Source organism: Nocardia sp. NPDC056100 (assembly GCF_042266325.1).
Lineage (GTDB): Bacteria > Actinomycetota > Actinomycetes > Mycobacteriales > Mycobacteriaceae > Nocardia.
This window is the reverse complement of record NZ_JBHJVY010000003.1, coordinates 1,143,986-1,156,845: the sequence shown is the minus strand read 5'-3', so window position 1 is coordinate 1,156,845 and position 12,860 is coordinate 1,143,986. Positions and strand designations below refer to the sequence as shown.

The 12,860-nt window shown below is 67.4% G+C and carries 12 protein-coding genes; 4 read left to right on the top strand and 8 right to left on the bottom strand.

The window, feature by feature from the left end; all coding sequences use genetic code 11:
• Positions 1-62: 62 nt before the first annotated feature.
• Positions 63-1,391 (top strand): YhgE/Pip domain-containing protein, encoded by a 1,329-nt coding sequence (locus ACFC0O_RS27520; protein WP_375962645.1) that lies wholly within the window; start codon positions 63-65, stop codon positions 1,389-1,391.
• A 47-nt stretch (positions 1,392-1,438) separates the two neighbouring features.
• Here the strand turns inward: ACFC0O_RS27520 and ACFC0O_RS27515 are convergent, their stop codons facing one another.
• The 3 genes from ACFC0O_RS27515 to ACFC0O_RS27505 are packed head-to-tail and all read right to left on the bottom strand — an operon-like array spanning position 1,439 to position 4,356.
• The gene (locus ACFC0O_RS27515; protein ID WP_375962643.1) at positions 1,439-1,825 is read right to left on the bottom strand and encodes a sterol carrier family protein; all 387 of its coding nucleotides are present in this window, start codon (positions 1,823-1,825) and stop codon (positions 1,439-1,441) included.
• A 42-nt stretch (positions 1,826-1,867) separates the two neighbouring features.
• A complete protein-coding gene (locus ACFC0O_RS27510; protein WP_375962640.1) occupies positions 1,868-2,590 on the bottom strand; it encodes a lysostaphin resistance A-like protein in 723 nt (240 codons plus the stop codon).
• Positions 2,587-4,356, bottom strand: coding sequence for an alpha/beta hydrolase (locus ACFC0O_RS27505; RefSeq protein ID WP_375962637.1), 1,770 nt, complete (start codon positions 4,354-4,356; stop codon positions 2,587-2,589). Before ACFC0O_RS27505 ends, ACFC0O_RS27510 begins: the two co-directional genes overlap by 4 nt.
• A 144-nt stretch (positions 4,357-4,500) precedes the next feature.
• On the opposite strand from ACFC0O_RS27505, the gene ACFC0O_RS27500 reads away from it, so the two are divergent.
• Entirely contained in the window at positions 4,501-4,791 is a 291-nt protein-coding gene (locus ACFC0O_RS27500; protein WP_364641668.1) for a YiaA/YiaB family inner membrane protein, read from the top strand.
• Positions 4,792-4,891: 100 nt separating this feature from the next.
• Here ACFC0O_RS27500 and purL read toward each other — a convergent pair whose 3' ends face one another.
• On the bottom strand, positions 4,892-7,186 hold the full coding sequence (gene purL / locus ACFC0O_RS27495; RefSeq protein ID WP_375962634.1) for a phosphoribosylformylglycinamidine synthase subunit PurL: 2,295 nt from the start codon (positions 7,184-7,186) through the stop codon (positions 4,892-4,894).
• Between the two features lie 247 nt (positions 7,187-7,433).
• Here purL and ACFC0O_RS27490 point away from each other — a divergent pair, with 247 nt between their 5' ends.
• Positions 7,434-8,651, top strand: a complete 1,218-nt coding sequence (locus tag ACFC0O_RS27490) for a glycosyltransferase 87 family protein (protein ID WP_375962631.1) — start codon at positions 7,434-7,436, stop codon at positions 8,649-8,651.
• A 9-nt stretch (positions 8,652-8,660) separates the two neighbouring features.
• Here ACFC0O_RS27490 and ACFC0O_RS27485 read toward each other — a convergent pair whose 3' ends face one another.
• Together ACFC0O_RS27485 and ACFC0O_RS27480 are read right to left on the bottom strand one after the other, a co-directional pair.
• Entirely contained in the window at positions 8,661-9,968 is a 1,308-nt protein-coding gene (locus ACFC0O_RS27485) for a M18 family aminopeptidase (protein WP_375962629.1), read from the bottom strand.
• Between the two features lie 137 nt (positions 9,969-10,105).
• The gene (locus ACFC0O_RS27480; protein ID WP_375962626.1) at positions 10,106-10,543 is read right to left on the bottom strand and encodes a MarR family winged helix-turn-helix transcriptional regulator; all 438 of its coding nucleotides are present in this window, start codon (positions 10,541-10,543) and stop codon (positions 10,106-10,108) included.
• A 43-nt stretch (positions 10,544-10,586) separates the two neighbouring features.
• On the opposite strand from ACFC0O_RS27480, the gene ACFC0O_RS27475 reads away from it, so the two are divergent.
• On the top strand, positions 10,587-11,675 hold the full coding sequence (locus tag ACFC0O_RS27475; protein WP_375962624.1) for a substrate-binding domain-containing protein: 1,089 nt from the start codon (positions 10,587-10,589) through the stop codon (positions 11,673-11,675).
• 86 nt (positions 11,676-11,761) lie between these two features.
• Here ACFC0O_RS27475 and purQ read toward each other — a convergent pair whose 3' ends face one another.
• Positions 11,762-12,439, bottom strand: coding sequence for a phosphoribosylformylglycinamidine synthase subunit PurQ (gene purQ, locus ACFC0O_RS27470; RefSeq protein WP_375962621.1), 678 nt, complete (start codon positions 12,437-12,439; stop codon positions 11,762-11,764).
• On the bottom strand, positions 12,436-12,669 hold the full coding sequence (purS, locus tag ACFC0O_RS27465) for a phosphoribosylformylglycinamidine synthase subunit PurS (protein WP_364641689.1): 234 nt from the start codon (positions 12,667-12,669) through the stop codon (positions 12,436-12,438). Before purS ends, purQ begins: the two co-directional genes overlap by 4 nt.
• Between the last annotated feature and the right edge of the window lie 191 nt (positions 12,670-12,860).

Here is a 12,860-nt window from a genome sequence, read left to right as displayed (position 1 = left end):
CACCGCGCAACCCACCGCTGGGATAACCCGCATCGCGGCGGCTTTGCTGTTAGCGTTCGGGCGTGGCGAGCACCGAGGTTTCGGAGTCGAGTCCTACCCGTCGTTTGAGCCCTTTCAGGTGGGCGTTTCCGATCGTGGTGGTCACGCTGCTGGCCTCGCTGCTCGGTGTGATGTACCTGGATTACATCGTCGATCCCGAGAAGAATCTGCACGATTTCCCGATCGCACTGGTGAATCAGGATGTCGGCGATGATCTGAACACCGGCGGTGCGACCAAACACGTGAACTTCGGCGATCAGGTCGCGGCGGGACTCCAGCAGGCGGTGCCCGGGGACAAGATCGATCTGCGCGTGCTCGGCATCAACGAGGCACAGCTGCAGATGCAGTCGGCGAAGGTGTACGGCACCATCATCATTCCGAGCGACTTCTCCAAGCGGCTCGGCATTCTCGGCGTCGGCAGTGTGGTGCCCGGGGAGATCACCCGGCCGACGATCACGCTGCAAACCAATCCGCGCACGGGCGCGTTCACCACGGCCATCGTGCAGAAGTTCGGCGCGGAGGCACTCACCCAGGTGAACGCGCAGGTCGGCAAGCAGTTGACCGAGCAGGTCAAAACGACCCTGGCACCCGCGCCCGGTGGTCCGCCCGCACCGGAATTGTCGGCGGCCACCCTGGTCGCGCTGACCACTCCGCTGGATATCGTGGTGCAGCAATTCCATCCGCTGCCCGGCGGCTCGGGTGAGGGGTTGACCGCGTTCTTCTACAGCCTGCTGCTCCTGCTGGTCGGCATGGTCGGGGCGATGATCATCCACCAGCTGCTCGACTCGGCACTCGGATTCCTGCCCACCGAATGGGGTCCGTGGTACGTGCACTATCCGCGCACACCGATCTCCCGGGTGCGCACGCTGCTGTTGAAATGGTCTGCGGTGGTGGTCATGTCGGTGACGGTCTCGGCCGCGCTGCTCGGCATCGGCGAGGCGCTGGGCATGCCGATCGACCGCCCGTTCCTGCTGTTCCTCTACGGCGCGTTCGTCATCACCGCGGTCGGGGTCACCTGCACCTCGGTGCTCGCGGCGGTGGGCACCGCGGGCCTGATCGTCAACCTGATCGTCTTCATCATCCTGGGCCTGCCCTCTTCCGGCGGCACGGTGCCGATCGAGGCGACGCCCAAATACTTCGGCTGGCTGTCGAGTTTCGAGCCCATGCACCAGGTCTTCCTGGGCACCCGCTCCATCCTCTACTTCGACGGCAGCGCGGAAGCGGGCCTGTCCCGAGGCTGCTGGATGGCCGCCCTGGGCCTGCTCATCGGCCTGGTCTTCGGCCTCGTCATCACCCGCTTCTATGACCGCAAGGGCCTGGAACGCAAACCCGCCGCCACGGCCGCCGCGTAATCCGCGGCGGCACAGCGCATCCGGTCAACGACACGGGGCGGCCGGACTCAGAGCGGTACGACGGGTAGCCAGCGCGCCACTTCGGCGGCGCGCGATCCGGACGCCGTGAGCACTCCCGACTCCACCGCCGCCTCGAACCCCAACAGTCCGGTAGCCAGCAATAGCCAAGTGCGCGCATCGGTTTCGACCACATTCGGCGGCGTCCCCCGGGTATGCCGCAACCCCTCGATGCACTGCACCGCCACGAACGGCGGCACCCGCACCTCCACCGCCCCACCCGGAGCGTCCGCCGCCAGCGACCGCGCCGTCCCCCGGACGGCGGCCGCCAGCTCGGTCCGCGACGGAGCCGCGACCGATTCATCGCGCAACCACTCCCCCACGGCGGTCACCGCCGCCCTGACCTCCCCCGGATTCACCGCTCCACGTCCAGCCACGCGAAAAAGGCTACCGCCGACCGCCGACACGAATCGCCTCCGTCATCCCGGCGGAGTGGTTGCCGCTCCGGAATCCAGCGCCGCGATGACTCGGCGGGCCGCGAACGGTGCGAGCGCACCGCCGCCGTTGATGGCCAGGTGCAACAGCGCCGGGGCCGTGGCGCTACCGGTGCGACGGTAGAGGAGATCGAACAGCGCACCCGCCAGCCCGGTGGCGGCCACCGTGCCGAGGATCGGATCGGCGGCGGAGCGTGCCGCGCGAATGTGCGACAGCCCGAAAGTCAGTGCGCCCAGCCATGTTCCGCCCGCACCGAAACTCCGCTCCAGTAGCGGGGTCAGGGTGGCGCGATACACCAGCTCCTCGGCGAACACCGTGCCACCGGGGATGTGCAACCCCGCCCATTCGGCGGTGGATACGGCGGGCCCGCGATGGGCGGCCCCGGCCAGCTCCCGCCGAATGCGCGGAATCGCCAGTCCCACACCGTAACCGGCGAGCACCACCCCGCCCGCTGCCGCACCGGCACGCAATCCGCTCGCCGATATCCAACCCGGCCTGCCCCGGAACACGAACGCATAGGCCAGCGCGAAGCCGGTATTGGCGGCGGTACGGCCGCGCACATCCAGCTCCAGCGCGGGCAGCACCCGATTACTCCACAGCACCGGAAGAGCGACTGCCGCAGCGGCTTTCGCTGCGACGCGCACTCGCGAGCGGACCTCCACCGCGGGAGCCGCCACGTGGTTCGGGGTCGCCGAGGGTGCGGTCACTTCACCGCTCGTTCGTAATCCTCGGCGAGTTCTATTTGGGTGCGGATCTTTTCGGAGAGTTCGGGGGTCCAGCCGGGTGGGGCGGCGATGGCGGCCCAGCCGTCCAGGACGAGGGAGCCGTAGCGGTGCCCGTGGCCGTCGCTGACGCCCTGGGCATTGGTGAGGTCGGCCGCCACCTGCCAGAAGGTGACGAACGGCCACCAGCGCATTTGGGAGGAGACGTCCGCGCCTCGGGGTTCGGAGAGCCAATCCGGTTGGGAGAAGATGAGATCCGAGGACCACCAGACGATGGGGTCCGACGGGTGCATGAGGTAGGCGATACGGGGGTGCCGCCAGTCCGGCGAGGGCTTCTCCAGATCGGGCGCGGTGGCGGCGAATCGGACGGTGAGGCCGTCGGCATAGATGGGGTCGACTTCCCGCGTGCCCGGATCGCGGCGCGAATTGAACTGCTCCCACAGCCGATTCGAATTGGGCGGCCCGACCCAGAGCGCACCGTCGACCTTGGAGCGCAGATCAGCCAAGCCATCGAAGGCCGATTCGGAGCCCTGCGACCCCAGACTCTCGCCGTAGACGAGCAGTTTCGGGCGCGCCTCCGGCGGACGCGCGGACCACGCCGCGTATACGGCGTCGAACATCTTGCGCCCCGCCACCGCCACCTTCTGGCGGTCCGCCAGGAACGACAGCACGCTGGGCAGATACGAGTACTGCGAGGCCAGAATCGCGGTGTCGCCGCCGTACATGTACTCGATCGCGGCCGCGCTCATCGAGTTCACCCACCCGGTGCCGGTGGTGGTGACGATGACCAGCACCTTGCGGTCGAAGGCCCCGGTGCGCTGCAATTCCGCGACCGCGAGGTCCTCCTCGGTGGTGTCCGAGTTCGCGGACTGCAATCCCACGTACGCCCGAATCGGCTGGCGCGCGGGCTTTCCGGTGACGGCGCTGATCAGCATGGGATCGGGTCCGTGCGAGACGAACCACCGACCCTCGGATCCGAGCGTCTCCCATTTCGCCAATGACTGTGGGCTGCCGGATCGTTCGGGCCGGGTCGGCTGCAGGGCATACGGCGTCATCTTGTCATTGCGCACGCTGAACGCCGAGTTGGCGACCGCGAAGAACGCCCGCGTGGCGACACCGTTGAACAGCGTGATGATCAGCACGAACAGCAGCAGCGCCCCGGTGGCGGGCGCGAGCCTGGGCGGGATCCGCACCCACCGGCTCAATTGCCGCCCGATGAACCGCACGGCTTCCCGCAGCGTCCGGAACACCGCGACCACCAGTGCGCCGACCGCGACGCTCAAGCCGCCGGTGCGCAGATAGGCGGCACGCGTGGTGCCCTCCATATTCATCAGCCCGGTGATCTCCCGCTGCCAGTCCGCGGACATGACCAGCATGTACGCGGCGACCAGCACGCAGGTGAGCACCACGGCCACCTTCACCACGTACCGCACCCACTCGGGTGGCGTCTCGACCTTGATTCGCGGCCGAATCCACTTGCGGAACAACCACTGCAGCACACATCCGAGCCCGTATCCGGCGGCCGCGTTGAGCCCGGAGATCAACCCCTGGAACAGCCAATCGCGCGGTACCAGCGACGGCGTCAGCGACCACGCGAAGAACAGCGTCGCCACCACCAGCCCGGTGTGATTCAGATCGACGACATCCTCGGCCCGCTTGGCAACCCGCGCGATCCGCCGCCCCCAGCCACGCCGAGTCAACACGGCGGCGCGCAGGCGCAGCCGCCTCAGCGTCTCGGCGGGGTCGAACACCCGTCAATTATGGACGGCGCGGTACGGAATCCGTGGATTCACGGCTGTGAGAGCCACCATTCCGGCGGCGTGTTGCTACTACGCACGCCACTCGAGTAGTTGTACGCGTGGCGCGGCGGCGCCGTCTCGACAGACTCGACGACTATGAGCAACCCCAGCGCACAGACCAAGAGCACCATGGCTTTTCTGGCTCAGGCCGTCATCGCCTTCGGAATCAGCTTCACCGCAATGGGTATCGGCATCGCCAATCTTCCCCTGGACTTCTGGCAGCGCGGTTTTCTGCTGATGTCCATGCTGTTCCTGGTGAGCAGCAGTTTCACGCTCGCGAAAGTGGTTCGCGATCAGCATGAGTCGTCGAAGGTCCATCAGCGCATCGATGAGGCTCGGATGGAAAAGCTGATGGCCGAACATGATCCGTTCAAGGTCGTGTCGTGAGTCGCGACCCGGGCGAATACGAAAGCACCCCGCCCGACCCGGTTGTTCGAGGGGTCCGGGTCCGGCGGGGTGCTTCGGTGTTCGCGTTACGCGCGCTGGGTCAGTGTTCGAAGTGGCCGAACAGTGCGGGCAGCGTGCCCTCGAAGGCGGTGCGCAGTTCGGCCAGGGTAATGGTGAACTGGCCCTGCACCTCGACCGCGTCCGAACCCTGATCGACGACGCCGATGCGGGTCCACGGCAGTTCGCGCGCGGTGCACATCTTGGTGAAGCGGGTCTCCTCCGAGCGCGGGACGGCGACCAGCACGCGCCCGGCGGATTCGGAGAAGAGCTGCACGAACGGGTCGGTGCCCTCGGGAAGCAGGATGCGGCAACCGGTTTCACCGGCCAGCGCGGCCTCGATGACGGTCTGCGCCAGGCCACCCTCGGACAGGTCGTGCGCGGCGCTGATCATGCCGTCGCGCGAACCGGCGGTGAGGATTTCGGCGAGCAGCTGCTCACGGGCGAAATCGACCTTGGGCGGCACGCCGCCGAGGTGATCGTGCTCGACCTGCGACCAGATGGAACCGTCCAGCTCGTCACGGGTTTCGCCGAGCAGAATGAGCGTCTCGCCGGGCTCCAGGCCCAGGCCGGTCGGGATGCGGCGGTGCACATCGTCGATGACGCCGAGCACGCCGACCACGGGGGTGGGCAGGATGGCGGTCTGGCCGGTCTGGTTGTAGAACGAGACGTTACCGCCGGTGACCGGAATGCCAAGGGCCACACAGCCGTCCGCGAGACCGCGCACGGCCTGCTGGAACTGCCACATGACGCCCGGATCCTCGGGGGAACCGAAGTTCAGGCAGTTGGTGACGGCCTTGGGGGTCGCGCCGGTGGTCGCCACATTGCGGAACGCCTCGGCGAGCGCGAGCTGCGCGCCGGTGTACGGGTCCAGCTTGGTGTAGCGGCCGGAGGCGTCGGTGGCCAGCGCGATACCGCGGCCGGACTCCTCGTCGATGCGAATGACACCGGCGTCGGCGTGCTCGGCGAGCACGGTATTGCCGCGCACGTAGCGGTCGTACTGTTCGGTGATCCACTTGCGCGAGCACAGCTGCGGGCTGGCGATCATCTTCAGCAGGGTGGCGCGCAGTTCGTCACCGGTCTGCGGGCGGTTCAGCGCCTTGGTGGAATCGGCGATGAGCGCGTCCTGATCGGCCGGGCGCTGCACGGGGCGCTCGTACACCGGGCCGTGGTGGGCGACGGTGCGCGGCGGCACGTCCACGACAACCTCGCCGTGCCAGGTGATTTCGAGGCGCTCACCATCGGTGACCTCACCGATGACGGTGGCGGTGGTGTCCCACTTCTTGCAGATCTCCATGAAGCGATCCACATTCTCGGGCGCGACCACGGCACACATGCGCTCCTGCGATTCGCTCGAAAGGATCTCGGCGGGAGACATATTCGCCGCGCGCAGCGGGACCTGATCGAGTTCGATGTGCATACCGCCGGAACCGGCCGCGGCCAGTTCGGAGGTGGCGCAGGACAGGCCCGCGCCGCCCAGGTCCTGAATGCCGACGACGACACCGGAGTGGTAGAGCTCGAGACAGCACTCGATGAGCACCTTCTCGGTGAACGGGTCGCCGACCTGCACGCTCGGGAGTTTCTTACGGCCGGAACCGGATTCGTCACCGGAGAAGGTGTCCGAGGCCAGCACGGATACGCCGCCGATGCCGTCGAGGCCGGTGCGCGCGCCGAACAGAATGATCTTGTTGCCCTCACCGGAGGCGAAGGCCAGCTTCAGGTCCTCGACCCGCATGACGCCCGCGCACAGCGCGTTGACGAGCGGATTGCCCTGGTAGGAGGCATCGAATACGGTCTCGCCGCCGACATTCGGCAGGCCGAGCGAATTGCCGTAACCGCCGACGCCGCGCACCACACCGTCGACCACGCGCCGAGTGTCCGGGTGATCGGCCGCACCGAAGCGCAGCTGATCCATCACCGCGATCGGGCGCGCGCCCATGGCCATGATGTCGCGGACGATGCCGCCGACGCCGGTGGCCGCACCCTGATAGGGCTCCACATACGAGGGGTGGTTATGCGATTCCACCTTGAAGGTGACCGCCCAGCCGTCACCGATATCCACCACACCGGCGTTCTCGCCGATGCCCGCGAGCATGCTGGAACGCATCTCCTCGGTGGTGGTCTCGCCGAAGTAGCGCAGGTGCACCTTGGAGGACTTGTACGAGCAGTGCTCGGACCACATCACCGAGTACATGGCGAGCTCGGCATCCGTCGGCCGCCGGCCGAGAATCTCCTTGATACGCGCGTACTCGTCATCCTTGAGGCCGAGTTCCTTATAGGGCTGCGCAGTATCCGGGCTGGCCGCGGCGGCGCTGACGGTATCGACGTGGCTGGTCACGGGGAAACCAGAGTCCTTTCGGCCGGGCATGTCAGAACTGAGAACCGGCATGGCTGGATTTCGGCGAGATACTGGTCAGAGTCTAGTTGCCCGGTTATCAGCCCCTTCGACCACCTGGAGTTGTGCTCGGCAGCACATTTTCCACAGGGCTCGCGCCTTCGGGTGGCGAGGCGGTCGAAGCGAACCTCCCAGCTACTCTGTCCCGGTGAACGAACGATCCGGGCTTGCGGATCCCGCGGAGACGCCTGTGCCTGCACCGAAGAATTCGGCATTGACGCAGCAGCAGGTTCGCCTGCTGGCCATCGCGGTTTTGTTGTTCGCGGTGTCCGCAGTGGTGAGCCTGCTGGCGCACTTCTGGCACGGGTACATCGATTTGCAGGTGTATCGGAACGGTGCGCGGGCGTGGTTGGACGATAAGGATCTGTACGGACCCATGCCCCCTGTCTATGGGCTCGGGTTGCCGTTCACGTATCCGCCGCTGGCCGCTTTGTTCTTCGCGCCGCTGGCGTTGATGCCGCTGCTGCTGTCCGAGTGGGCGGTGCTGATCGTTTCGATTCTCTCGCTCGGCATCACGCTCTGGGTGGTGCTGGATCGGTTGCGGCCCAACCTGGCGTGGGTGACGCGGCTGACCATCGTGATCGGCGCGGTGTCGATCCTGCAGCTGTCCGAGCCGATTCGGCAGACCTACGGGTTCGGGCAGATCAACCTGGTGCTGATGGCCGCGATCACGCTGGATTGCCTGGCGCGCAAACCGTTCTGGCCGCGCGGCATGCTGATCGGCATCGCGGTCTCGGTGAAGCTGACGCCCGGCGGATATCTGCTGTACTTCCTGCTGCGCAAGGATTGGAAGGGCGCGGCCACGCTGGTGCTGTCCACCATCGGCGCGGTGGCGGTGGGTTTCGCGCTGTTCCCGAGCGATTCGGTGGAGTACTGGTTCCATACGCTCGCCGATACCGGGCGGATCGGACCGCCCTGGTACGCGGGCAATCAGTCGCTGAAGGGCTTCGCCTACCGGTTGGGCGTATCGAGTTCGGCGGCAACGCTGATCTGGATCGTGCTCTCGGTGCTGGCCATCGCGCTGGCGGCGATCTGGATGAAGCGGCTCATCTCGGTGGGCGCGAACGCCGCCGCGCTGATGGTGAACGCCGGTGCGGTACTGCTGGTTTCGCCGGTGTCCTGGTCGCATCACTGGGTGTGGATCGCACCGGTGCTGCTGGTGGTGGCCGATGCGATCGCGAGTGGTCAGCGCAATAGATGGTTCCTGGGCGCGACCGGATTCGCCGTGATCCTGTTCGCGATCGGACCGCAGTGGCTGCTGCCGCACGATCATGACCGCGAACTCACCTGGGCGTGGTGGCAGCAGATCATCGGCAGCAGCTACGTGCTGTTCACCCTGGCGCTGTTCATCATCGCCGCGCTGATGTACCACCCGCAGCCGAGCGACCGGAAGGTCGACGCCGCATAGGCCCCGAGCCTAGGGAGTGAGGAACGCCGCCAGCGCCGACGCGTAGGCGGGAACGTCTGCCGCGCCCATCATTTCGCGCGCCGAGTGCATGGCGAGCTGGGGTGCGCCGACGTCGACGGTGGGCATACCGGTGCGGGCCGCGGTCATCGGGCCGATGGTGGAACCGCAGGGCAGATCGGCGCGGTGGACGTAGCGTTGCAGCGGCACCTCGGCCTGCGCGCAGGCCAGCGCGAACGCGCCCGCGCCCGCCGCGTCGGTGGCGTAGCGCAGGTTCTGGTTGACCTTGAGTACCGGTCCGCCGTTCACCTCGATGCGGTGCATGGGTTCGTGCCGGTCCGGATAGTTCGGATGCGTGGCATGCGCCATATCGCCACTGGCGCAGACGGATCCGGCGATGGCGGCCAGGTATTCGGCGCGCCCGCCGCCGCGGGTGAGCACGATGCGCTCCAAAACCGTGGGCAGCAGCCCGGATTGGGCCCCGCGATCGGATTGGCTGCCGACCTCTTCGTGATCGAACATGGCCAGCACCGGCACCGCCGCACCGGGTTCGGCGACGGCGGCCAGGAAGGCCCGCAGCCCGGAATAGCAGGTGCCCTGATTGTCCAGTCGCGGTGCGCTGACCAGATCCAGATCCCGTCCGATGAGCTTGGACGGCACCAGATCATGGGTCATGAGCTCCCAGCCGAGCACCGCACCGGGTTCGATGCCGGAGCGTTCGGCGATGAACGCCATGAATGAGCGCGGTTCCCCACCGATCCCCCACACCGCGTTCACATGCCGCTGCGGATCCAGCGTCACCCCGCGCCGGTCCTCGGACAGGTGGATGGCCAGCTGCGGCACCCGCAGAATCGGTTCGTCGATGCGAATCAGCCGCTCCCGCACCACATTTCCGTCGCGCACCGAGAGTCGCCCGGAAATGCCGAGGTCGCGGTCCAGCCAGGAGTTGAGCAGCGCTCCGCCGTACGGTTCCAGTCCGACCATCTGCCAGCCCGCGACCGCGGTGTCCGGATGCTGTTTCACCCGCAGGTTCGGGCTGTCGGTATGCGCACCGACGACTCGGAACGGGGTGGCCTGCCCGGTGCGGAAGCCGCTGGGCGCACCCGGTCCGCCGTCGGACCAGGCGACCAGTGAGCCGCCGCGCACCACGTAGTAGCGCCCCGCGCTACTGGAGGGCCAGGGCGCGGATTCCGATAACCGGGTGAAGCCGTGATCGTCGAGTTCGGCGGCGACGGTGCGGCAGACATGGAACGGCGACGGGGAGGCATCGATGAATTCGCACAGTCCGGCGGCGGTCGCGGTGGTCTCGGCAACGGGCATGCCTGCGATCCTAAGCATTGATTATTCAGTTTCCGCCGACGGCCGCCCTATCCGCACGCCCACTCGGTGTGGCGGGCGCGCCGGTGCCACCCGGTCTCCGGATTGGGCTGGGAAATAGCGGATTTCGAGGATGGGCGCTACTGCGGGAACGGCACGTCCGAGACGCGTTCCAGCAGGCGCAGCAGTTCGAGGTAGTCGCCGCCGCCGAGGCGGTTGCGTAGCTCGGATTCGGCGCGCATCTCCTCGGCGCGCACCTCGTCGACCAGTTCCGCGCCGCGGCGGCTGAGTCCGATGAGGATGCGGCGGCGGTCATCGGCGGCGGCAACGCGGAAGATGAGTCCGCGTTCGGCCAGATGGTCGGCGTGCCGGGTGGCGGAGGAGGGCGGGAGTTGCGCGCGGGTGGCCAGTTCGCTCATGGTGATGCCCGTGTCGGACGAGAGATTGGTCAGCATGCACCATTGGTCGGCGGTCAGCCGTCTGGCGCACAGTGCGGCGTCGAGGTGACGAAGCCAACTGCGTTCCGCGGCCCGCAGTGCCCCATGCAGTGTGGAAATTCCACCTAGAATTGTCGCCATATTCCCGCCCGTCAAATTCACTTGAACGAGGAGAGGGTATCCGATGACCTCGTTCCGCGGGAGTCCCGAGAACACTATCGAGATCCTGAACATAGTGCCGCAGCAGGGTCCGGCCGGTATCTTCGCGCCCTCCTGCGAGGCGGCCATTTCATTGGCCGTGGAAGAAATCAACAGCGGGACAGGAATTCTCGGGCGGGAATTGCGGGCGACGCACATTGACGGCGGGCGCGAACCTGGGGATGTGGCGCGTGAGGTTTCCGCGCTGCTGGCGACCGGGATGGTGCACGCCATCACCGGCTGGCACACCTCGGCGGTGCGCGGGGCGGTGGCGCGGGTGAGCGCGGGGCGGGTGCCGTATCTGTTCGCCACCGATCACGAGGGCGTGGCGGAGTCCCCGGAGGGATTGTTCCTGGTGGGGTCGGATCCGGGCCGGCAGTTGCTGCCCGCGCTGCGCTGGTTGCGGCGTGAGTTCGGGGCGCGGCGCTGGGCGATCATCGGCAATGACTATGTGTGGCCGCGGCGTACGGCCGAGCGGGTACGGACGGAGTTGGCCGAGCGCGGGACGCTCTCGCTCGAGGAGTTCGTGCCGTTGGAGAAATTCGTCCCTTTCGGCGCGGATTTCGGGGAGTTTCTGACCGATCCGCGACTGGATCGGGCGGACGGGGTGATCGTCCTACTGGTGGGCGCGGATGTGGCGCGCTTTAACCGACAATTCGCCCGAATCGGGCGCGATGAACGGCAATTACGGGTCAGTCCCGCGGTCGATGACAATGTGCTGCTCGCGGGCGGCACGAGCGCCAACCGGAATCTGTATGTGCCGTCGAGCTTCTTCGTGAACGGTCCCGCGAACCGTGAACGCGCCGAACGCTATCGGCGGTTGCACGGTGAGTTCGCGCCGGAGCTCACCAATTTCAGCAATACCGAGTACGAGGCGATCCGCACGCTCTACGCCATGGTCAAGGCCGCCGGATCATTGGATGTGCGACGGCTGCACGAAACGGTGGCGGCGCTGGGAGTACTCGAAACACCCACCGGGACAATCGGTTTCGATGGGAATCAAGTACTGTTCCCCAGCTATATCGCCCGCGCCGAGGGCGTGCGCTTCGAAGTGCTCGACCGCATCTGCGCCTGACCTCCCCGCAAGCGGTCCCGCCCGGCTCCCGAAAAGTCAACGCCCGCACCGTCATCGACGGTACGGGCGTTGTACGGCTTAGCGTCCTAGGCCGAGACCAGCGCGTCCAGCACGGACAGGAACATGCCAAGCCCGTCATCGCTCGGACCGGTCAGCGCCTCGGTGGCATGCTCGGGATGCGGCATCAGGCCGACCACGCGGCCGTTGGCGGAGCTGATGCCCGCGATACCGCGCTGCGAACCGTTCGGATTGTCGCCGGAGTAGCGGAAGACCACGCGGCCCTCACCCTCCAGCTCGTCCAGCACCTGCGCGGAGGCCTGGTAGCGGCCCTCACCGGACTTGAGCGGCACCAGAATCTGCGCGCCGGGCTCGTACCGGGAGGTCCACGCGGTATTCGCGGCCTCGACGGTCAGCCACTGATCGCGGCAGATGAAGTGCAGGCCCTCATTGCGGGTGAGCACACCCGGCAGCAGTCCGGCCTCGCACAGGATCTGGAAGCCATTGCAGATGCCGAGCGTGGGCAGGCCCTGCCCGGCGGCCTCGATGACCTTCTCCATGACCGGCGCGAACCGGGCGATGGCGCCGGTGCGCAGGTAGTCGCCGTAGGAGAAGCCGCCGGGCACGATGACCGCGTCGACGCCCTTCAGATCGGCGTCGCCGTGCCACAGGCTCACGGCCTCGGCGCCGGCGAGCTTCACCGCGCGCGCGGCGTCGACATCGTCGAGGGTGCCCGGGAAGGTGATGACACCGATGCGCGCGGTCACAGCCGCACCACCTTCCAGTCCTCGATGACCGTGTTGGCCAGCAGCGATTCGGCGATCTGCTCGAGCTCGGCCTCGCTCACGTCATCGGCGACCTCGAGCTCGAATCGCTTGCCCTGCCGCACCTCCGAGATGCCCGGGTGGCCCAGGCGGCCCAGCGCCCCGACAATGGCCTGACCCTGCGGATCCAGGATTTCGGCCTTCGGCATCACCTCGACCACGACACGTGCCACGCGTTGCTCCTCAGCTGGTGGGGCGGGCCCGGACGACCGTGTTCCACACAGTGCGGCCGAGCGGGGGTTTCGCAGATCAGACTAGTTGGCGCGCCCATGACGCCCGCCGCCGGGTGGAGGGTCCGTGGCCCACGCCACACGCCCCGTCATCCCCGCACGGGTGCGCGAGCCGTGGTGCGCGCACCGGTGCG